This window comes from Leclercia sp. CFBP8987 (genome assembly GCF_034044995.2).
Taxonomy (GTDB): domain Bacteria; phylum Pseudomonadota; class Gammaproteobacteria; order Enterobacterales; family Enterobacteriaceae; genus Enterobacter; species Enterobacter tamurae.
In genome coordinates this window covers 630,306-650,120 of sequence record NZ_CM188255.1, presented here as the reverse complement: position 1 = coordinate 650,120, position 19,815 = coordinate 630,306, and the positions used below count along the sequence as shown (strand labels likewise).

Annotated in this window: 21 protein-coding genes; 15 read left to right on the top strand and 6 right to left on the bottom strand. The window is 57.3% G+C overall.

Features of this window, described 5'->3' with window-relative positions:
* The first annotated feature begins 192 nt into the window (after positions 1 to 192).
* Positions 193 to 651: a YbaK/EbsC family protein gene (locus tag SOM40_RS03075; RefSeq protein ID WP_261644723.1), complete on the top strand. Its 459-nt coding sequence runs from the start codon at positions 193 to 195 to the stop codon at positions 649 to 651.
* A gap of 44 nt (positions 652 to 695) precedes the next feature.
* Here SOM40_RS03075 and bglJ read toward each other — a convergent pair whose 3' ends face one another.
* From bglJ to SOM40_RS03060, 3 genes are all read right to left on the bottom strand, one after another.
* On the bottom strand, positions 696 to 1,331 hold the full coding sequence (gene bglJ / locus SOM40_RS03070) for a DNA-binding transcriptional activator BglJ (protein ID WP_106994138.1): 636 nt from the start codon (positions 1,329 to 1,331) through the stop codon (positions 696 to 698).
* Positions 1,331 to 2,062: a helix-turn-helix transcriptional regulator gene (locus tag SOM40_RS03065; RefSeq protein WP_181247290.1), complete on the bottom strand. Its 732-nt coding sequence runs from the start codon at positions 2,060 to 2,062 to the stop codon at positions 1,331 to 1,333. Before SOM40_RS03065 ends, bglJ begins: the two co-directional genes overlap by 1 nt.
* Positions 2,063 to 2,127: 65 nt before the next feature.
* The gene (locus SOM40_RS03060; RefSeq protein WP_225759622.1) at positions 2,128 to 2,289 is read right to left on the bottom strand and encodes a hypothetical protein; all 162 of its coding nucleotides are present in this window, start codon (positions 2,287 to 2,289) and stop codon (positions 2,128 to 2,130) included.
* A gap of 210 nt (positions 2,290 to 2,499) precedes the next feature.
* On the opposite strand from SOM40_RS03060, the gene SOM40_RS03055 reads away from it, so the two are divergent.
* The 8 genes from SOM40_RS03055 to opgB all read left to right on the top strand — a co-directional run bounded on the left by SOM40_RS03055 (position 2,500) and on the right by opgB (position 9,380).
* On the top strand, positions 2,500 to 3,276 hold the full coding sequence (locus SOM40_RS03055) for a threonine/serine exporter family protein (RefSeq protein WP_313824769.1): 777 nt from the start codon (positions 2,500 to 2,502) through the stop codon (positions 3,274 to 3,276).
* Complete coding sequence (locus SOM40_RS03050; protein WP_106994136.1) at positions 3,267 to 3,740, top strand: threonine/serine exporter; 474 nt, start codon at positions 3,267 to 3,269, stop codon at positions 3,738 to 3,740. The genes SOM40_RS03055 and SOM40_RS03050 overlap by 10 nt, the downstream gene beginning before the upstream one ends.
* A gap of 66 nt (positions 3,741 to 3,806) precedes the next feature.
* On the top strand, positions 3,807 to 4,448 hold the full coding sequence (locus SOM40_RS03045) for a TetR/AcrR family transcriptional regulator (RefSeq protein WP_106994135.1): 642 nt from the start codon (positions 3,807 to 3,809) through the stop codon (positions 4,446 to 4,448).
* A gap of 32 nt (positions 4,449 to 4,480) precedes the next feature.
* Positions 4,481 to 4,909 carry an organic hydroperoxide resistance protein gene (locus tag SOM40_RS03040; RefSeq protein ID WP_142488135.1) on the top strand — a complete coding sequence of 143 codons (429 nt, stop codon included), beginning with the start codon at positions 4,481 to 4,483 and terminating at the stop codon, positions 4,907 to 4,909.
* Between the two features lie 106 nt (positions 4,910 to 5,015).
* Positions 5,016 to 5,561 carry a primosomal protein DnaT gene (gene dnaT, locus SOM40_RS03035; RefSeq protein WP_312077843.1) on the top strand — a complete coding sequence of 182 codons (546 nt, stop codon included), beginning with the start codon at positions 5,016 to 5,018 and terminating at the stop codon, positions 5,559 to 5,561.
* Positions 5,558 to 6,295 (top strand): replicative helicase loader DnaC, encoded by a 738-nt coding sequence (gene dnaC / locus SOM40_RS03030; RefSeq protein ID WP_106994132.1) that lies wholly within the window; start codon positions 5,558 to 5,560, stop codon positions 6,293 to 6,295. The genes dnaT and dnaC overlap by 4 nt, the downstream gene beginning before the upstream one ends.
* A gap of 84 nt (positions 6,296 to 6,379) precedes the next feature.
* Positions 6,380 to 6,877, top strand: coding sequence for a YjjA family protein (locus tag SOM40_RS03025; protein WP_320529947.1), 498 nt, complete (start codon positions 6,380 to 6,382; stop codon positions 6,875 to 6,877).
* Between the two features lie 211 nt (positions 6,878 to 7,088).
* Positions 7,089 to 9,380: a phosphatidylglycerol--membrane-oligosaccharide glycerophosphotransferase gene (gene opgB / locus SOM40_RS03020; protein ID WP_320529946.1), complete on the top strand. Its 2,292-nt coding sequence runs from the start codon at positions 7,089 to 7,091 to the stop codon at positions 9,378 to 9,380.
* A gap of 50 nt (positions 9,381 to 9,430) precedes the next feature.
* Here opgB and SOM40_RS03015 read toward each other — a convergent pair whose 3' ends face one another.
* Positions 9,431 to 10,453, bottom strand: a complete 1,023-nt coding sequence (locus SOM40_RS03015) for a zinc-binding alcohol dehydrogenase family protein (RefSeq protein WP_320529945.1) — start codon at positions 10,451 to 10,453, stop codon at positions 9,431 to 9,433.
* Positions 10,454 to 10,654: 201 nt separating this feature from the next.
* Here SOM40_RS03015 and SOM40_RS03010 point away from each other — a divergent pair, with 201 nt between their 5' ends.
* Both SOM40_RS03010 and SOM40_RS03005 read left to right on the top strand, forming a co-directional pair.
* Positions 10,655 to 11,569: a GntR family transcriptional regulator gene (locus SOM40_RS03010; protein ID WP_106995722.1), complete on the top strand. Its 915-nt coding sequence runs from the start codon at positions 10,655 to 10,657 to the stop codon at positions 11,567 to 11,569.
* 206 nt (positions 11,570 to 11,775) lie between these two features.
* Positions 11,776 to 13,137 carry an MFS transporter gene (locus SOM40_RS03005; protein ID WP_320529944.1) on the top strand — a complete coding sequence of 454 codons (1,362 nt, stop codon included), beginning with the start codon at positions 11,776 to 11,778 and terminating at the stop codon, positions 13,135 to 13,137.
* A gap of 118 nt (positions 13,138 to 13,255) precedes the next feature.
* Here SOM40_RS03005 and tsr read toward each other — a convergent pair whose 3' ends face one another.
* Positions 13,256 to 14,920, bottom strand: coding sequence for a methyl-accepting chemotaxis protein (tsr, locus tag SOM40_RS03000; RefSeq protein ID WP_320529943.1), 1,665 nt, complete (start codon positions 14,918 to 14,920; stop codon positions 13,256 to 13,258).
* 84 nt (positions 14,921 to 15,004) lie between these two features.
* Positions 15,005 to 15,445: a homoprotocatechuate degradation operon regulator HpaR gene (hpaR, locus tag SOM40_RS02995; protein WP_320529942.1), complete on the bottom strand. Its 441-nt coding sequence runs from the start codon at positions 15,443 to 15,445 to the stop codon at positions 15,005 to 15,007.
* Between the two features lie 272 nt (positions 15,446 to 15,717).
* Between hpaR and hpaG the strand changes: the two genes are divergently transcribed.
* The 4 genes from hpaG to SOM40_RS02975 are packed head-to-tail and all read left to right on the top strand — an operon-like array spanning position 15,718 to position 19,713.
* Positions 15,718 to 17,007: a 4-hydroxyphenylacetate degradation bifunctional isomerase/decarboxylase gene (gene hpaG / locus SOM40_RS02990; RefSeq protein ID WP_320529941.1), complete on the top strand. Its 1,290-nt coding sequence runs from the start codon at positions 15,718 to 15,720 to the stop codon at positions 17,005 to 17,007.
* On the top strand, positions 17,004 to 18,470 hold the full coding sequence (gene hpaE, locus SOM40_RS02985; protein ID WP_320529940.1) for a 5-carboxymethyl-2-hydroxymuconate semialdehyde dehydrogenase: 1,467 nt from the start codon (positions 17,004 to 17,006) through the stop codon (positions 18,468 to 18,470). The genes hpaG and hpaE overlap by 4 nt, the downstream gene beginning before the upstream one ends.
* A gap of 1 nt (position 18,471) precedes the next feature.
* Positions 18,472 to 19,323, top strand: a complete 852-nt coding sequence (gene hpaD, locus SOM40_RS02980) for a 3,4-dihydroxyphenylacetate 2,3-dioxygenase (protein ID WP_261644713.1) — start codon at positions 18,472 to 18,474, stop codon at positions 19,321 to 19,323.
* A gap of 9 nt (positions 19,324 to 19,332) precedes the next feature.
* The gene (locus SOM40_RS02975; protein ID WP_320529939.1) at positions 19,333 to 19,713 is read left to right on the top strand and encodes a 5-carboxymethyl-2-hydroxymuconate Delta-isomerase; all 381 of its coding nucleotides are present in this window, start codon (positions 19,333 to 19,335) and stop codon (positions 19,711 to 19,713) included.
* Positions 19,714 to 19,815 lie beyond the last annotated feature (102 nt).

The window sequence follows — 19,815 nt, the reverse complement described above, 5'->3', positions numbered from 1 at the left end:
TGGGATACAGGGGAAATGACGTAATCAGTATTAATCTCTGATTCGCGGTCTGCAACCGGTTACTGTAACCGGTTTCCGTGATTGTGAAGAGGATCCAGAAATCGCTGATGTTGGAGTTTTGTTACTTAGGGAATATTTACAGAGCATAATTTCTTATGACAGATTACGCCGAGTATTTTTCTGGAGGAAACAATGAGTTTGCAGTCTGTGCGCCAGTTTTTTGCTGACCATGCCCCTGACGTTGAAGTCATCGAGCTGGGTCAAAGTACCGCTACCGTTGCGCTGGCTGCCGAGGCGCATAATGTCGCGCCGGGTCAGATAGCGAAAACGCTGTCGTTGAAAATTAAAGATGAGGTAATTCTGGTGGTTGCCAAAGGTGACGCGCGCCTGGATAACAAAAAGCTGAAGCAGACCTTTGGCGCAAAAGCCCGGATGCTGAGCAGCGACGAGGTGGTGACCGTGACCGGCCATCCCGTCGGGGGTGTATGCCCTTTCGGGCTGGAAAATCCGCTGGCGATCTACTGCGATATTTCGCTGCGGGAGTATGCCGAAGTCCTGCCTGCAGCAGGCGCCATTCACAGCGCGGTGCGCATTTCACCGGAACGCATGGCCGATCTGACCAAAGCCACATGGGTGGACGTTTGCCTGTAAGCCCTGCGCCAGCCCCGGGACTGGCACAGGCGCTGTATCGCGGCTCAGGAATGGAGCGCAGGAAGGAAGCGCGGCGCGCGGTGATCGGGCACCGGGAAGTGCGTCAGAATATCTGCCGCATCCAGAAGCCCCACGTCGGAGTGCACGCCGAGCTTCATCATGGCATTAAATTTATGCGCACGGATGGTTTTGATATTGCGATCCAGCTGGGTAGCAATCTCCTGGATAGAATAGCCGCAGGACATAAACTGTAAAATGGCGCGTTCGGTCGGGCTCAGCAGCCGACCACGATGAATATTCCAGTGGTTGTTTATGCTGTCATTCACCCGGCGATTCTCATTCAACAGTTTGCTGAGCTGCTCCTGCAGACTTGCCAGCGGATCGGACTTGAGAATAATCCCGTGCAGACGTGAAGGTGAAAGCTGATTCATCAGGCTGGCTTCTTTCTCGTCTGACGCCAGCACAACGCGCTGAATCATACCGTGGCTGGCAGCCAGCTCTTTGATACATACCAGACAATTGCGTCGTTCTTCACGCTCATCTGAGAGTGAATAAATTAACGTTGAATACGGGACAAAATTAAGTGTGGATTGAAAACTGGCGATGTTATTAAACAGATGTACTTCATAACCATTAAATACCGGGCTGGTAAAAAGGTGCTTCAGCCCCATAGCACTCATCATGCACTTTTCGACGATAGCGATATGTCTTTTTGCGGCGCTCTTTTCCATTCGTCTTGCTCTCCATAGGCAGAGAATAAACTCAGCTCTTTCATTCCCTTGGTGCTGTTAATCCACGCATACATTTCGGCATTACTGGTTAAGGAGAGTCTTCTCATGGCGCTATTCTTTTGCGCGCTTACCGTTTTATTACTTTTTTTCAGTAATGTTGCGATCTGATTAATTCCCCATCCTTTGCCAAGCAGGCGCAGTACTTTTCGTTCCGAAAAGGTCAACATGACATCATCCTGATTGTCATAAAACTCTTCCGGCTCGGGTTTTAACAATGTCTGACTAATACGTTCCGCATGCTCGCTCCCGGATCGGATGGCGTTCACCACGCCTTCAATGGGCTCAATGTCGGAAAGCAACGTGCTTTCTGGCCGCATCAAGAGCTCGACAGCAAGGGGATAAATGGTACGCGGAACCAGATAAATCCAGTGAATGTCCCGATACTGATTTTGTAGCCTGTAATACTGTTCACAGAGGCTACGCGCATTGCGCTGGTCGCCAGAAAGATCCGTAATAACTACAATAGCGCGGCGTAGCTGAAGAAGCGTGAGTTCTTCCTGAGACCGGCTAAATGCGCGCTCATAGTCCGGAAAATAACGAGACATAACGCTACCGAGACCGGTTTGCATTATGGGTGATTTACTAATTATTATTGCGCTTTTACAACCTTTAGACGGCATTGGCGCTCCGAATCCATTCATACAATCATTCCACGTCTTTCATCCATTTGAAATACCTGTCTCTTTTACAGGGCGACGTAAAAATGTAATGTTTTTCCTTTTTCATTAGCTGAGCGAAATGAGAGTGCGATAAGAACCAGCATCACAAATTTATACACCGCCAAAACCGGCGTCAATATCGCAAAATCAGCATTAAAAGTTAATCCCTTATCCGTGATATTATCCACAAAAGCACGTTAGATATTCTAAATATAAAAAATATAACTATATAAATATAAAACCCATAATAATTAATAATTAGTTGTTCCGCTCTTTTCACTGTCATGGGGCGCTAATCTGCCTAAACCTTGATCTAACCCAGAGCAAGCGCCACCGGGTTGTGTGCTAAAAGTAACCATTGCAACTATCCAACCGTCACTCTCTCCTCAGGGCAACAGATGCAGGCAGATCAGTCATCACAACGGGCCGCTACGCGACTGTGTATTCAGTGCGGCCTTTTTTTATTGCAACACGGGGCAGAGAGCGCCCTGGTGGAGGAGCTCTCCACCCGACTGGGGCTGGCGCTCGGCATGGACAGCGTGGAGAGTGCGATCTCCTCGAATGCCATTGTGCTAACCACCATTAAAGCGGGCCAGTGTCTGACCTCCACGCGCAAAAACCAGGATCGCGGGATCAACATGCACGTCGTCACCGAGGTGCAGCACATCGTCATCATGGCGGAACATAAGCTGCTGGATGCACAGGGGGTCGAAAAGCGTTTCAGCCAGATCAAACCGCTGCGCTATCCGCGCTGGCTGGTGGTGCTGATGGTTGGCCTCTCCTGCGCCTGCTTCTGCAAGCTCAATAACGGCGGCTGGGACGGCGCCTTTGTCACCTTAATCGCCAGTACCCTCGCCATGTACGTGCGACAGGTGCTGACCCACCGGCATCTGCACCCGCAAATTAACTTCTGTATCACCGCCTTTGTCGCCACTACGGTCTCCGGCCTGCTGCTGCGGGTTCCGGCCTTCACCACCACCCCCACCATCGCCATGGCCGCCAGCGTGCTGCTGCTGGTGCCGGGGTTTCCGCTGATCAATGCGGTGGCTGATATGTTTAAAGGGCACATCAATACCGGCCTGGCGCGCTGGGCGATTGCCAGCCTGCTGACTCTGGCCACCTGTATCGGGGTGGTGATGGCCATGACCTTATGGGGGCTGCGCGGATGGGCATAATCGATTTTCTGTGGGCGCTGGCCCAGGACATGGTGCTGTCGGCCATACCGGCGGTGGGTTTCGCGATGGTATTTAACGTTCCCCATCGCGCCCTGCCCTGGTGTGCGTTATTGGGGGCCATCGGTCACGGCTCGCGGATGGCGATGATGACTGCCGGGCTGAACATCGAGTGGTCGACCTTTATGGCCTCGATGCTGGTAGGCAGCATCGGGATCCAGTGGTCGCGCTGGTATCTGGCCCACCCGAAGGTGTTTACCGTCGCGGCGGTTATTCCGATGTTTCCCGGCATCTCCGCCTATACGGCGATGATTTCGGCGGTGAAAATTAGCCATTTTGGCTACAGCGAAGCGCAGATGATCATGCTGCTGACCAACTTCCTGAAAGCGTCGTCGATCGTCGGCGCGCTCTCGATCGGGCTCTCGATCCCCGGGCTCTGGCTCTACCGCAAACGCCCCCGGGTTTGAGAGTTGTGTTATCCCGCTGTGGTGGTGATAATCCTGTGTTCTCATGTGGCTAAGTAAGGAACGGATGTGTCTACCCCTGACAGCGAACACGCAGAAAACAGTGACGGATCCCGCCTGAAAGACAAAATTTTTCTCAGCGCCCTCTCGCTGTTTGCCGAGTACGGACTGAACGGCGCGCGCATGGAGCAGATTGCCGAAAAAGCAGGCACCACCAAACGCATGGTGGTGTATCACTTTAAGACCAAAGAGAACCTCTATCTGCTGGTGCTGGAGTATGTCTACACCCAGATCCGCGCCAGTGAAAAGCAGCTCAGTCTGGATGCGCTGCCGCCGGTTGAAGCGCTGGTGAATCTGGTCGAAACCACTTTTGATTATCACGCTGACCACCCGGATTACATCCGGATTATCTGCATGGAGAACATGCAGCGCGGACGGTTTATGCAGCAATCGGCGCTGCTGCGCCAGGTAAACCGCAGCGCGCTGGAGCTGCTGGAATCCATCCTTGAGCGTGGAAAAGCGAAGCAGCTGTTTAACCAGACGGTCAACGCCCGGGATCTGCACCGCCTGATCAGCAGCTTCAGCTTTCACTATGTGGCCAACAGCTACACCTTCACCCTGCTGTTTGAAGACGGGGCCGATGAGCAGGCCCAGCGCCAGCACTATCGAAAGATGGCGGTTCAGGTTGCCTTGCGTTATACCTGTCCATAGCTTGCACACAACCCTGAAATAAGGAACTCAACATGTCTTTAGATAAAGTTGTTTATACCGCCAAAGCCAAAGCCACCGGGGGCCGTGATGGCCGCGCCACCTCGTCCGACGGCGTTCTGGATGTCAAACTGGGTGTTCCCAAAGAGATGGGCGGCGCGGGCGGGGAAGTGACCAACCCGGAACAGCTGTTTGCCGCAGGCTATTCGGCCTGTTTCCTCGGCGCGATGAAGTTTGTGGCTAACCGCGACAAAATCACCCTGCCGCAGGACGCGTTTATTGAAGGGGAAGTGGGGATCGGCCCGCTGCCAACCGGGTTTGGTATCGAAGCGAAGCTGAATATTCATCTGCCGGGGATGGACGCCGCCGAGGCGAAGAAACTGGTCGATGCGGCGCATATTGTCTGCCCGTACTCCAACGCCACCCGCAATAATATTGACGTGACGCTGAACATTATCTCCTGATTTTTCAGGGGGGCAGAGAGTGGGTATCAGACCCCTGCCAGCCCCCCTCCTCTCTGTGCTACCATAAGCCCATATCACGTCCGCAGTAATCCAGTAGAGAAGTATTATGTCCTCCAGAATTTTGACCAACAGCGTCACTGGCATTGATGCCTTTATGCACGATCCCCGCGGCGTGCTGGCCAATGCTGAAGGCGGTACTGTCGCCGTTTTTGCCGATAATGCACCGGCTTTTTATGCGATCACGCCCCAGCGTCTGGCTCAGCTGCTGGAGCTGGAAGCGCGCCTGGCGCGCCCGACCAGCGATGTCACTCTGGATACGCAATTCTTCGACGAACCCACCAGCGCGCCGGTTGCCGTGCCGATGGGCAAATTTGCCATGTATAACGGCTGGCAGCCCGACCCCGATTTCCAACGCCAGGCGGCGCTGTGGGGCATTGCCCTCACCCAGCCCGTCGCCCCGGAAGAGCTGGCCGCCTTCACCGCTTACTGGCAGGCGGAAGGGAAAGTCTTCCACCATATCCAGTGGCAGCAAAAGTTGGCCCGCAGCGTGCAGATCAACCGGGCCAGCAGCGGCGCACAATCAAAACGCGACGTGAATGCCTTTTCAGAACCGGATAAACAGATCCCCCACGGATTCCGAGGTGCCAAATGAAAGAGTTCGGCGAACTGATGAAACGTCTGCAGAAGATGATGCCTGCCAACGTCAAACCGGCCTTTACCACCGGCGAAGAGCTGCTGGCGTGGCAGAAAGAGCAGGGTGAGATCCGCGCGGCTGCGCTGGCCCGGGAAAACCGCGCCATGAAGATGCAGCGCACCTTCAATCGCTCCGGTATTCGCCCCCTGCATCAGAACTGCTCCTTCGATAACTACAACGTGGAAAGCCAGGGGCAGCTAAAAGCCCTGCAACAGGCGCGCCAGTACGTGGAAGAGTTCGACGGCAACATCGCCAGCTTTATCTTTAGCGGCAAGCCGGGCACCGGTAAAAACCACCTCGCGGCGGCGATCTGCAACGAACTGCTGCTGCGCGGCAAATCGGTACTGATCATCACCGTGGCCGACATTATGTCGGCGATGAAAGATACCTTCAGCAACCGGGAAACCAGCGAAGAGCAGCTCCTGAACGATCTGAGTAACGTGGATCTGCTGGTGATCGACGAGATCGGCGTCCAGACCGAATCGCGCTACGAAAAAGTGATCATCAACCAGATCGTCGATCGTCGATCCTCCTCCAAGCGCCCGACCGGCATGCTCACCAACCACAACGTGGATGAGATGACCCGCCTGCTGGGTGAGCGGGTGATGGATCGCATGAAGCTCGGCAACAGCCTGTATGTGATTTTTGACTGGGAAAGCTATCGCAGCCGCGTGACCGGCAAAGAGTATTAGGATATTTACCCAGGAAGTCCGGTGCCGCGGGGGTTTATACTGCCAGCCACTCCGCCCCGGCGGGCCATCGACAGAGTAGCTCCTATGAAAACACATTTTCTTCTCAGCGCCGCCTTAAGCGCCCTGCTGGTCACCGGTGCAGCACAGGCGGCAACCTCCTGGCAGGATTCGCTCAACAGCGCTGCCAGCCAGCTCAGCGCGGGCAACAGCACCACCACGTCCCAGACCGGCGGTCTTTCTCTCTCCTCACTGACCGGCCTGCTCAACAACGGCACCGACTCCCTCAGCGCCAGCAACATGAATAACGCAGCCGGGATCCTCGAATACTGCGCCAAAGAGAAGCTGGCCTCGATGACTGATGCCACCAATATTAAAAATCAGGTATTAGGGAAACTGGGCCTGGATACCCCGCAAGAGCAGCAGCAGGACACCAACTATCTGGAAGGGATCCAGGGTCTGCTGAATGCGAACAACGGCCAGCAGCTGAACCTGGAAACCATCGGCAACACCCCGCTGGCGAAAAAGGTCAAAGCTCAGGCCTGCGATTTTGTCCTGAAACAGGGTCTCAGCTTTATCTCCTGATCCCACTACGCCGCGATTAACGTCGCGGCGTCTCACCCTTCTGCGTAAAGCGACGCCCGTCAAACATTGCATTTTCTAAACCAAATCCTAACAACAGCACAATTCCGTGACACTACAATTGCAGCTAAATGGCATCGCCATTACATTGTATCACCCAAAAATTATACAGTTAGTCCGCTAACCAGCGACTGCCCTTATTGAGGATAAGTTGTTGTCAGAGTTTATTTCTGTTGCCCTGTTTCTCGCCTCGGTGGTGATTTATTCCCGCAAGGCGGGTCGTAATACCTGGTGGTTTGCCGTCACCCTTCTGGTGCTGGGGCTTTTTGTCGTTTTAAACATTACCCTCTACGCCAGCGACTATTTTACCGGGGATGGTATTAACGATGCCGTCCTTTATACCCTGACCAACAGCCTGACCGGCGCAGGGATCAGTAAGTACATCCTGCCTGGCGTCGGCGTGGTGGTTGCTCTGGTGAGCGTATTTGCCCTGCTGGGCTGGATCCTACGCCGCCGCCGTCATCACCCGCACCACCTCGGCTACAGCCTGCTGGCGCTGGTGCTGGCGCTCGCCTCGGTGGACGCCAGCCCGGCGTTTCATCAGATCACCGAGCTGGTGAAATCGCAATCGCGCGACGGCGATCCTGATTTCGCAGCCTATTATAAAGAGCCGGGCAAAACGATCCCGAACCCGAAACTCAATCTCGTCTATATCTATGGCGAGAGCCTTGAGCGCACCTATTTTGATAACAACGCCTTCCCGGATCTCGCCCCGGAGCTGGGCGCCATCAAAAATGAAGGGATCGACTTCAGCCATACCGCGCAGCTGCCCGGCACCGACTACACCATCGCCGGAATGGTCGCCTCCCAGTGCGGGATCCCGCTGTTTGCGCCGTTCGAGGGCAACGCCTCGGCGTCGGTCTCCAGCTTCTTCCCGCAGAACATCTGCCTTGGCGATATCCTGAAGAACTCCGGCTATGAGAACTACTTTATGCAGGGTGCCAACCTGCGCTTCGCCGGGAAAGATGTGTTCCTGCAGTCCCACGGCTTTGACCATTTGTACGGCGCGGAAGAGTTAAAAACCACCGTCGCGGACCCGACGTACCGCAACGACTGGGGCTTTTACGACGACACGGTGCTGGACGAAACCTGGAAAAAATTCGAGGAGCTGTCGCAGTCCGGCAAACGCTTCTCGCTGTTTGCCCTGACGGTGGATACCCACCACCCGGACGGCTTTATCTCCCGCACCTGCCAGCGCAAAAGCTATGCGATTGATGGTAAACCCAATCAGTCCTTCAGCGCGGTGGGCTGCAGCCAGGAGCATATCGCGGCGCTGATCGAAAAAATCAAAGCCTCGCCGTACTTTAAAAACACGGTGATTGTGGTCTCGTCCGACCATCTGGCGATGAAAAACAGCGCCTGGGAGGCGCTGAACAAGCAGGATCGCAGCAACCTGTTCTTTGTCCTGCGTGGCGACAAACCTCAGCAGGAGGTGATGGCCGTTAAGCGCAACACCATGGATAACGGCGCAACGGTGCTGGATATTCTCGGCGGGGATAACTTTATCGGCCTCGGCCGCAGCAGCCTCTCCGGGCAGTCGCTGTCCGAGGTATTCCTCAACATGAAGGATAAAGTGCTGGCGTGGAAGCCGGACGTGATCCGCCTGTGGAATTTCCCGAAAGAGCTGAAAGAGTTCACCATCGACAGCCAGAAGAACATGATGGCCTTCTCCGGGAGCCATTTCCGTCTGCCGCTGCTGCTGCGCGTTTCCGATAAGCGGGTCGAACCGCTGCCGGAAAGCGAATACTCCGCCCCGCTGCGCTATCAGCTGGCCGACTTCGCCCCGCGGGATAACTTCGTCTGGGTCGATCGCTGCTACAAGATGGGTCAGCTGTGGTCGCAGCCGCTGGCGCTCTCTACTGACTGGTGTGTTTCCCAGGGCCAACTGGGCGGCGAGCAGACCGTACAGCACGTTGATAAAGCGCAGTGGAAGGGTAAAACCGCCTTTAAAGAGACCGTCATCAGCACCGACCGCTATCAGCGCAACGTCGATATGTTGAAAGTCTCCGACAACGACATCCGCTACAAAGCCGACAGCTTCGTCTTTAACGTCGCTGGCGCGCCGGAAGAGGTGAAGCAGTTCAGCGGTATTTCACGTCCGGAGTCCTGGGGCCGCTGGTCCAACGCCCAGCTCGGGGATGAGGTGAAGATCGAGTACAACCAGCCGCTGCCGGCGAAGTTTGACCTGGTGATCACCGCCAAAGCCTGGGGGCCAAACGCTAATAAACCGATTCCGGTACGCATTGGCAATGCCGAACAGACCCTGACCCTCGGTAACGACGTTACCACCACCACGCTGCATTTCGACAACCCGTCGCACAGCAGCACCCTGGTGATTGTGCCGCCTGCGCCGGAATCCACCAACGAGGGGAATATCCTCGGTCACTCCCCGCGTCAGCTGGGGATCGGCATGGTGGAGATCAAAGTGGTTAACGCCGAAGGCTGACAGCATAAAAAAGCAGCGCCCAACCTGACCCCGGGCGCTGCATGGCAAGCTCAAAATGCAATCACACCCTTAATCAGCCCGCGATTATTAATCACCTCCGCCTCGTACACCTCCGCCAGCTCGCGAAACGCATAGTGGTGGGTCAGCATCATCTCTGCGCTTAACTTCCCTTCGGCCATCAACCGCCCGACTTTGGCAAAATCCTCTCCGGTGGCGTTACGGCTGCCCATGATGGTGGTCTCTTTCTTGTGAAACTCCGGATCGGAAAACTGCAGATCGCCTTTATGCAGCCCGACGAAAACGATCGACCCTCCGTGACGGATCAGATTGACAGCATTGTTCATCGCCTGCGGATTGCCGGTGGCATCAATCACCTTCTGGGCCAGCGGGCCGCCGCACTGCGCCCGCAGCTGGTCAGTAAAATCAGCCGCGGAGGGATCCAGCGTCGGCACCCCGAGGCAGGCCTGGACATGCTCGCGCCGGGCCGGGCTGGTATCGGCCACGATCACGTTCGCCCCCTCCGCGTGAGCAATCGCCGCCGCCCCCAGACCAATCGGCCCCGCCCCCACCACCAGCAGACAATCCCCTGACTGAATGGCTGCCCGGCGCACCGCATGGGCGCTGATGGCAAAGGGCTCGATCAGGGCCGCCGCCTCCGGATTAATGCCGTCGGCGGGCAGCAGATTACTCACCGGCACCGACAGATACTCGCTGAAACCGCCGTCCTGATGCACGCCGATCACCGAGATCGCTTCACAGCAGTTGGTTTTACCGCTCTGGCAGGCCGGGCACTGCTGGCAGGCCACGTAAGGGATAACCGCCACCTGCTGGCCTATATTTAGCGTCTGAATATTTTTTCCCAGCGCCACAACGTCGCCACATATTTCATGCCCGAGCACGCGGGGATAATTAAAAAAGGGCTGATTGCCGCCCCAGGCATGTATATCCGTTCCGCAAATCCCCACGGTTTTTATTTTTATTAGCGCTTCGTTATCCCGGGGAGCGGGCACGTCCCTTTGCACCCAGCGTAATTTTTTCGGCTCCTGACACACCAGCGTATTCATCGTCGTCATTTTTTTCGCTCTCCTGTTCTTTCGTGGTTTCAGATATTGATGAAAACGCGAAATAACGGGCAGACAAAAACAGGAAGTGTGAATTCCCGCGCATAAAGCCGTTTTAAATAGGGTTTTAATACGCCGAAATAACCGACAGTGCGATATGTTCCCCCTCACCCCAGCCCTCTCCCTCAAGGGAGAGGGAGTAAAAGGAGCCCCATGAGCCGTTCACAAAATTTGCGTCACAACGTGATTAACCAGGTGATCGACGATATGGCCCGGGGCCACATCCCGTCGCCGCTGCCCTCCCAGAGCGCGCTGGCGGAGATGTACAACATCAGCCGCACCACCGTGCGCCATATCCAGACCCATCTCTGCGACTGCGGCGTTCTGACACGGGTCAACAGTGACTACGTGATTGCCCGTAAGCCCGACGCCGGGGACGGCTTTACCTGCGAAATCGCCCCGCTGGCGGAGCAGACCCGGCTGTTTGAGCAGAGCTTTTTGTCGATGATTAACCAGCGCATCCTGCGTGCCGGGGAGGCCTTTTCGGAGCTGGAGCTGGCGCGTAGCGCAGGCGTCAGTCCTGTGGTGGTTAGGGAGTACTTACTTAAATTCAGTCGCTACAACCTGATTGAGAGCGAAAAACGCGGTCAGTGGCGGATGAAGCAGTTCGACCAGTCGTGGGCCGAGCAGCTGTTCGAGCTGCGCGAAATGCTGGAAACCCATGCCCTGCAGCATTTTCTGAACCTGCCCGACAGCGACCCGCGCTGGCTGCAGGCCCGCACCCTGCTGGAGGAGCACCGGGCCCTGCGCGACAGCATCGGCGACAGCTTTCGCCAGTTCTCCCGGCTGGATCGCGACTTCCACTCCCTGCTGCTCTCCGCCGCCAACAATATCTTCTTCAACCAGTCGCTGGAGATCATCTCGTTTATCTTCCATTTCCACTACCAGTGGGACGAAAGCGACCTGAAGCAGCGCAATATCATCGCCATCGACGAGCACATGACCATCCTCAGCGCGCTGATCTGCCGCAGCGATCTCGATGCCAATCTGGCGATGCGCAACCACCTGAATACCGCCAAACAGTCGATGATCCGCTCCATCAAACAGAGCGCGACGGTCTTTTATTAAGTACCGATTAAAAACAGCAAATCTATACGGACTGCACGCTTCCGCAATCGGGCGCACGCGGGAAATTAGCGGCTGCCTATGCTCACCTGGAGTCGACTTATTTTCGTGAGTGGTGATGAATACCTTTATTTCATCACTGGTCGTTATAGATATTTCTCCAATAAATAGACCCGAGAAATAACCCTACATTTATTCAGGAGTCCGGCGTGGAAAAAAGCAATATAACTCTCGACCCGCAGACCACCTTTGACAAAGAAAATATACCCGATATGTCTCTGCCGCCAGCGGGCACTATTCAGCGTAGCGCGCGTATTAAGCGCATCCAGACCACGGCGATGCTGTTATTATTTTTTGCCGCGGTGATTAATTATCTCGATCGCAGTTCGTTGTCGGTGGCGAATTTAACCATCCGCGAAGAGCTGGGGCTCAGCGCCACCGAGATCGGCGCCCTGCTGTCGGTCTTCTCGCTGGCGTATGGCATCGCGCAGCTGCCCTGCGGCCCGCTACTGGACCGCAAAGGCCCGCGCCTGATGCTGGGGCTGGGGATGTTCTTCTGGTCGCTGTTCCAGGCGATGTCCGGGATGGTTCACAGCTTTACCCAGTTCGTGCTGGTACGCATCGGGATGGGTATTGGCGAAGCGCCGATGAACCCGTGCGGCGTAAAGGTGATCAACGACTGGTTCAACATCAAAGAGCGTGGCCGTCCGATGGGCATTTTTAACGCCGCCTCGACCATCGGCGTGGCGATCAGCCCACCACTGCTGGCGGCGATGATGCTGGTGATGGGCTGGCGCGGGATGTTTGTCACCATCGGCGTGCTGGGCATTTTCCTCGCCATTGGCTGGTACATGCTCTATCGCAACCGCGAGGAGATTGCCCTGAGCGGCGTCGAGCAGGCGTACCTTAATGCCGGGAGCGTTAATGCCCGCCGCGATCCGTTAAGCTTTGCTGAATGGCGCAGCCTGTTCCGCAACCGCACCATGTGGGGGATGATGCTGGGCTTCAGCGGCATCAACTATACCGCCTGGCTCTACCTCGCCTGGCTGCCGGGGTATCTGCAAACCGCCTATAACCTCGATCTGAAAAGCACCGGCCTGATGGCGGCGATCCCGTTCCTGTTTGGTGCGGCGGGTATGCTGGTGAACGGCTTTACCACCGATGCACTGGTCAAACGCGGGATGGCACCGGTCCGCAGCCGTAAGCTGTGTATTATCAGCGGGATGCTGTTATCGGCGGCCTTTACCTTTGTGGTGCCGGAAGCCACCACGGCGATGAGTGCGGTACTGCTGATTGGGATGGCGCTGTTCTGCATCCACTTTGCGGGAACGTCGTGCTGGGGGTTGATCCACGTGGCCGTGGCATCACGAATGACCGCCTCGGTGGGCAGCATTCAGAACTTCGCCAGCTTCATCTGCGCCTCGTTTGCGCCGATTGTCACCGGGTTTATCGTCGACACCACCCACTCGTTCCGCCTGGCGCTGATCATCTGCGGCTGCGTCACGGCATTGGGGGCACTGGCGTATATCTTCCTGGTGCGTCAGCCGATTAGCGATCCGCGCCAGCAGTAATAGTGTGGAATTGCCCGGCGGCGCTGCGCTTGCACGGGCCTACGGGTTTTGTAGGCCGGGTAAGGCGAAGCCGCCACCCGGCAAAACAGCGCCCTGCCTGAACAGGGCGCTTTTTACATCAGAAGGTTTCCCAGTTATCACCGCTGTCGGTAACGGCCGCTTTACGCGTCGTCATCGGCGTGGCAACGGTTTTCGCCGCCGCGTGCGCACGGGATTTCTGCTGGTCCTGCTGAATACGGAACACCGCCACTGCCTGAGTCAGGCGGCTCGCCTGCTCTTCCAGGGCCGCGGCGGCTGCCGCAGATTCCTGCACCAGCGAGGCGTTCTGCTGCGTCACGCGATCCATCTCGGCAACCGCCAGACCCACCTGGTCGATACCGCGGCTCTGCTCGTCAGAGGCAGAGGCGATTTCGCCCATAATGTCGGTCACGCGGGTGACCGCGCTGACAATCTCGCCCATGGTTTCACCGGCGCTCTCTACGAGGGTAGAACCCAGCTCAACGCGACCCACGGAGTCTTCAATCAGACTCTTGATCTCGCGTGCAGCCTGGGCGCTGCGCTGCGCCAGGTTACGGACTTCACCGGCAACCACCGCAAAGCCACGACCCTGCTCACCGGCACGTGCCGCTTCTACCGCGGCGTTCAGCGCCAGGATGTTGGTCTGGAAGGCAATGCCGTCGATCACGCTGATGATGTCAGCAATCTTCTGCGAACTGCCAGCGATGTCACGCATGGTCTGCACCACGTTATCCACCACTTTCCCGCCTTTCTGCGCGGTTTCGGACGCGCTCAGCGCCAGATGGCTTGCCTGACGGGCGTTCTCGGCGTTCTGCTTCACGGTAGCGGTCAGCTCTTCCATGCTGGCGGCGGTCTCTTCCAGGGAAGCGGCCTGCTGCTCGGTACGGGAGGAGAGATCGTTGTTGCCCATGGAGATTTCGCTCGCGCCGCTGTAAATGGCATTGGCACCATTACGCACGTCGCCCACGGTACGCATCAGCTCAGCCTGCATATGACGCAGGTTATCAGCCAGCTGACCCATCTCGTTAGTCCCGTCCACCTCAATGCGCTTCACCAGATCGCCGCTGGCGATATGGCGAATGCTGTCGGTCAGACGGTTCAGCGGAGAGATCAGCGCGTGACGGATACCGACCCAGACGCCGACAATCACCGCCAGCACCAGGACCAGCACGCTTAACAGGATCCAGATCGCCTGGCTGTAGGAGCTGTTGCTGTCATCGACCGCGGTCTGATACAGATGATCGTTCTGCTGCAGATAGTTGACGTACTGCTTCTCAAAACCGTCCTGGTAGCCCTGGGTCGGCTGATCGAAGAACTCATTGATCTTGCCCGCACCCAGGAGCTGGATCAGCTCGGCCAGCGCGCCGTGGTAGATATCGTAGTTACGTTTGATTTCCAGCGCGGCAGCTTCGCTCTGACGCGGATCGCGCGGCAGGGCTTCGTACTCCGCCCAGTTTTTTTCCGCCTGCTTCAGGGATGTCGACGCAATCTGCATCAGATCGTTCACGGTCGCACCGCTACCGATATTGTTCTGATCCATCATGTAGCGGATGCCCGCGCGGTTCAGGGTATTACGGGTTTGCAGCAACGCTACCCAGCTGCCGTTAAGCGTGGATTGTTGCTGACGAATGGTTTGCAGAACGGTGAAGTTTTCTTTGTCATGCTTCAGAGCATTAAAGAAAAGACCACCGGATGTGAGTTGTAACAGGCCAAAAATAACCAGGACCAGCAATAAGCTGGTAACAATCTTTATACGATTTAACATGAGTTCTCATTCCACCAGACAGGTACAGAATTTTCGGCCTGGGAAGCGAAAACTTTACGGAAATCATCCTGAAATTTGTGGTTTTTACTCTTCTTCTCGCTCTGCGACTTGCCGGTTTCCAAGTTCAATAAACGCTTCCAGCAGCGCCGTCAGCTGCTGCATTTTCTCCGGCGAATACTCCGCCTCAATGCGCTGATAGGCCTCTTCCACCTGAGCCTGAGCACGCTCATACAGGGCGCTGCCCTCTCTGGTGAGCGACACATACAGCTTGCGCTGGTCGTTAAGCGGCTTTAAGCGCAGCACCAGCCCGTCGCGCTCCATGCGCGTGAGGATCCCGGTCAGGCTCGGGCGCAGAATGCAGGTGCGAAAGGCCAGATCGTGAAAATCCATCGACGGATGTTCCGCCAGCACGCGCACGATCCGCCACTGCTGCTCCGTCAGATTGTGCTGCTTGATAATTGGGCGAAAAAAGGTCATCGCGGTTTCCCGCGCCTGGAGTAGTGCGATAGTTAACGAATCGTGCATGGCGCTCCCACCTCAACATCATTAATAACGAAACAATCAATGCCTCACGCGGCTTCCCGGCACCAGCGGCGCGGACAAAAAGTCTAACAGATATCACATAAAAATATTAACTTATTGATCTAAATAAATAAATTACAGTGAATGTAAATTTATTGTTATTGCTATCACAAATTATTTACTTCTGTTTGCCAAACACCCGGCAAGGGGCTAAAACCTAATCATTAACATATTAATGAACTCAAAACCCGATACCCGGGCCCGAGGAGAAAGGAATGAAAGGTACTGTTTTCGCGGTGGCACTCAATCACCGCAGCCAGCTTGATGCCTGGCGCGACGCATTTCACCAGCCCCCTTACAACACGCCGCCGAAAACCGCCGTCTGGTTTATCAAACCGCGTAATACCCTGATCCGCTCCGGCGAGGCCATCCCGCATCCCGAAGGCGAACAGGTGCTGAGCGGCGCGACGGTGGCGCTGATTGTCGGCAAGACCGCGAGCAAAATCAGCCCGCAAGAGGCCGCCGACTATATTGCCGGGTACGCGCTGGCCAACGAGGTGAGCCTGCCGGAAGAGAGCTTCTACCGCCCGGCGATCAAAGCCAAATGCCGGGACGGGTTCTGTCCGGTAGGCGATCGCGCGACGATCGACAACATCGATGACCTGACGATCGTCACCGAGATCAACGGCCGGGAAGTGGATCGCTGGAACACCGCCGATCTGCAACGCAACGCCGCGACCCTGCTGAGCGAGCTGAGCGCCTTCGCCACCCTCAACCCGGGCGACGCCATTCTGCTGGGCACCCCGCACTCCCGCGTGGCGCTGCACCCGGGTGACAGTGTGCGCGTGCTGGCGGAAGGGCTACCGACGCTGGAAAACAGCGTGGTTAACGCCTGCGAACTGCCTGCTCAGCAAACCTTCGCCTGGCCACTCTGCACCAGCGGGACGCTGTTTGCCCTCGGGCTGAACTACGCCGATCACGCCAGCGAGCTGGACTTCAAGCCGCCTACCGAGCCGCTGGTGTTTATCAAAGCCCCGAACTCCTTTAACGAACACAACCAGACCTCGGTGCGCCCGGACAACGTCGAGTACATGCACTACGAAGCCGAGCTGGTGGTGGTGATCGGCAAAACCGCGCGCCACGTCGCCGAAGCCGACGCCATGGACTACGTGGCGGGCTACACGGTCTGCAACGACTACGCCATCCGCGACTACCTGGAAAACTACTACCGCCCGAACCTGCGGGTGAAAAGCCGCGACGGCCTGACGCCCATCGGCCCGCAGATCGTGGATAAATCGGCGATTGCCGATCCGCACAACCTCACCCTACGCACCTGGATCAACGGCGAGCTGCGCCAGCAGGGCAGCACCGCGGATCTGATCTTCAGCATCCCGTTCCTGATCGCCTGGTTGAGTGAATTTATGACCCTGCAGCCGGGGGACATGATCGCCACCGGCACGCCGAAAGGGCTGGCCGACGTGCGCCCGGGCGATGAAGTGGTAGTGGAAGTGGAAGGCGTTGGCCGTCTGGTCAACCGGATTGTCAGCGAGGAGGCAAACTCATGAAAAAGATAAACCACTGGATCAACGGCAAAAACGTGGCGGGTAACGACTATTTCCACACCACCAACCCGGCCACCGGCGAGGTGCTGGCGGAGGTGGCTTCGGGCGGTGAAGCGGAGATCGGCCAGGCCGTAGCCGCCGCTAAAGAAGCCTTCCCGAAATGGGCCAACCTGCCGATGAAAGAGCGCGCACGCCTGATGCGTCGTCTGGGAGATCTGATCGACCAGAACGTGCCGGAGATCGCGGCGATGGAGACCGCCGACACCGGCCTGCCGATCCACCAGACCAAAAACGTGCTGATCCCGCGCGCCTCCCACAACTTCGAGTTCTTCGCCGAAGTGTGCCAGCAGATGAACGGCAAGACCTACCCGGTCGATGACAAGATGCTCAACTACACCCTGGTCCAGCCGGTGGGGGTGTGCGCCCTGGTGTCGCCGTGGAACGTGCCCTTTATGACCGCCACCTGGAAGGTCGCTCCCTGCCTGGCCTTAGGTAACACCGCGGTGCTGAAGATGTCTGAACTCTCCCCGCTGACCGCCGACCGTCTGGGCGAGCTGGCGCTGGAGGCGGGTATTCCGGCGGGGGTGCTGAACGTGGTGCAGGGTTACGGTGCGACGGCGGGTGACGCCCTGGTGCGTCATCAGGATATCCGCGCCGTGTCGTTCACCGGCGGCACCGCCACCGGACGCCGGATCATGCAGGCCGGTGGCCTGAAAAAATACTCCATGGAGCTGGGCGGTAAGTCGCCGGTACTGATCTTTGAAGACGCCGATATCGAACGCGCCCTGGACGCCGCCCTGTTCACCATCTTCTCGATCAACGGCGAACGCTGCACCGCCGGCTCGCGCATCTTTATTCAGCAGAGCATCTACCCGGAATTCGTCAAGCGCTTTGCCGAGCGCGCCAACCGCCTGCGGGTGGGCGATCCGACCGATCCGAACACCCAGATCGGGGCGCTAATCAGCCAGCAGCACTGGGAGAAAGTCTCCGGCTATATCCGCCTCGGCATTGAGGAAGGCGCCACCCTGCTGGCGGGCGGCCCGGACAAACCGACCGATCTGCCTGCCCACCTGAAAGGCGGCAACTTCCTGCGCCCGACGGTGCTGGCGGATGTCGACAACCGGATGCGCGTGGCCCAGGAGGAGATCTTCGGCCCGGTGGCCTGCCTGCTGCCGTTTAAGGACGAAGCCGAAGGACTGCGGCTGGCGAACGACGTCGAGTACGGCCTGGCCTCCTACATCTGGACCCAGGACATCAGCAAGGTGCTGCGCCTGGCGCGCAACATCGAAGCGGGGATGGTGTTTGTAAACACCCAGAACGTGCGCGATCTGCGCCAGCCGTTTGGCGGCGTGAAGGCCTCCGGCACTGGCCGTGAAGGCGGGGAATACAGCTTCGAGGTGTTCGCGGAGATGAAAAACGTCTGTATCTCCATGGGCGACCACCCAATCCCGAAATGGGGGGTATGAGATGGGCAAGTTAGCGTTAGCCGCAAAAATCACTCACGTGCCGTCGATGTACCTCTCGGAGATACCGGGCAAAAACTTTGGCTGCCGTCAGGGGGCCATCGACGGGCATAAAGAGATCAGCAGACGCTGCCGCGAGCTGGGGGTCGATACCATTATCGTCTTCGACACCCACTGGCTGGTGAACAGCGCCTATCACATCAACTGTGCGGACCATTTTGCCGGGGTCTACACCAGTAACGAGCTGCCGCACTTTATCCGCGACATGACCTACGACTATAACGGCAACCCGGAGCTGGGCCAGCTGATCGCCGACGAAGCGGTGGCGAAGGGCGTGCGTGCCAAAGCGCACAACATCCCGAGCCTGAAGCTGGAGTACGGCACCCTGGTGCCGATGCGCTACATGAACGCGGATAAGCACTTCAAAGTGGTCTCCATCTCGGCGTTCTGCACCGTGCATGACTTTGCCGACAGCCGCAGGCTGGGCGAGGCGATCGTCAGCGCCATCGAGAAATATGACGGCACCGTGGCGGTGCTGGCCAGCGGCTCGCTGTCGCACCGCTTTATCGACGATCAGCGTGCCGAAGAGGGAATGAACAGCTACACCCGCGAGTTCGACCGCCAGATGGATGAGCGGGTGGTGAAGCTGTGGCGCGAAGGCCAGTTCAAAGAGTTTTGCAGCATGCTGCCGGAGTACGCCGACTACTGCTACGGCGAAGGCAATATGCACGACACGGTGATGCTGCTGGGCGTACTTGGCTGGGACAACTACGACGGCAAGGTGGAGTTTCTCACCGAGCTGTTCCCCAGCTCTGGCACCGGCCAGGTTAACGCCGTTTTCCCTCTGCCCGCTTAAGGACGCCCCATGCCGCACTTTATTGTCGAATGTACCGAGAACATCCGTGAGCAGGCCGACCTGCCGGGCCTGTTTAGCCGTGTGAACGAGGCGCTGGCCGCCACCGGGATCTTCCCCCTCGGCGGGATCCGTAGCCGCGCGCACTGGGTGGACACCTGGCAGATGGCCGACGGCAAGCACGATTACGCCTTTGTGCACATGACGCTGAAGATCGGCGCCGGGCGCAGTCTGGAGAGCCGTCAGCAGGTGGGCGAGATGCTGTTTACGTTGATTAAAGACCATTTCGCCGGGCTGATGGATGCCCGTTACCTGGCGCTGTCGTTTGAAATCGAAGAGCTGCACCCGACGCTGAACTTCAAACAGAACAACGTGCACGCCTTATTTAAGTAATACCGGCACGGCCAGTCCCCTCTCCCTTTGGGAGAGGGTTAGGGTGAGGGGAAATCTCTGCGGCCTGATGCCCTCACCCCGGCCCTCTCCCACAGGGAGAGG

Coding starts and splice junctions, on each gene's coding strand:
- SOM40_RS03075 (WP_261644723.1), top strand. CDS start 193: ATGAGTTTGCAGTCTGTGCGCCAGTTTTTTGCTGACCATGCCCCTGAC.
- hpaE (WP_320529940.1), top strand. CDS start 17,004: ATGAAAAAGATAAACCACTGGATCAACGGCAAAAACGTGGCGGGTAAC.
- hpaG (WP_320529941.1), top strand. CDS start 15,718: ATGAAAGGTACTGTTTTCGCGGTGGCACTCAATCACCGCAGCCAGCTT.
- SOM40_RS03040 (WP_142488135.1), top strand. CDS start 4,481: ATGTCTTTAGATAAAGTTGTTTATACCGCCAAAGCCAAAGCCACCGGG.
- SOM40_RS03015 (WP_320529945.1), bottom strand. CDS start 10,453: ATGACGACGATGAATACGCTGGTGTGTCAGGAGCCGAAAAAATTACGC.
- SOM40_RS03010 (WP_106995722.1), top strand. CDS start 10,655: ATGAGCCGTTCACAAAATTTGCGTCACAACGTGATTAACCAGGTGATC.
- SOM40_RS03050 (WP_106994136.1), top strand. CDS start 3,267: ATGGGCATAATCGATTTTCTGTGGGCGCTGGCCCAGGACATGGTGCTG.
- SOM40_RS03025 (WP_320529947.1), top strand. CDS start 6,380: ATGAAAACACATTTTCTTCTCAGCGCCGCCTTAAGCGCCCTGCTGGTC.
- dnaC (WP_106994132.1), top strand. CDS start 5,558: ATGAAAGAGTTCGGCGAACTGATGAAACGTCTGCAGAAGATGATGCCT.
- SOM40_RS03055 (WP_313824769.1), top strand. CDS start 2,500: ATGCAGGCAGATCAGTCATCACAACGGGCCGCTACGCGACTGTGTATT.
- bglJ (WP_106994138.1), bottom strand. CDS start 1,331: ATGAGTGCTATGGGGCTGAAGCACCTTTTTACCAGCCCGGTATTTAAT.
- tsr (WP_320529943.1), bottom strand. CDS start 14,920: ATGTTAAATCGTATAAAGATTGTTACCAGCTTATTGCTGGTCCTGGTT.
- hpaR (WP_320529942.1), bottom strand. CDS start 15,445: ATGCACGATTCGTTAACTATCGCACTACTCCAGGCGCGGGAAACCGCG.
- SOM40_RS03065 (WP_181247290.1), bottom strand. CDS start 2,062: ATGCCGTCTAAAGGTTGTAAAAGCGCAATAATAATTAGTAAATCACCC.
- SOM40_RS02975 (WP_320529939.1), top strand. CDS start 19,333: ATGCCGCACTTTATTGTCGAATGTACCGAGAACATCCGTGAGCAGGCC.
- hpaD (WP_261644713.1), top strand. CDS start 18,472: ATGGGCAAGTTAGCGTTAGCCGCAAAAATCACTCACGTGCCGTCGATG.
- dnaT (WP_312077843.1), top strand. CDS start 5,016: ATGTCCTCCAGAATTTTGACCAACAGCGTCACTGGCATTGATGCCTTT.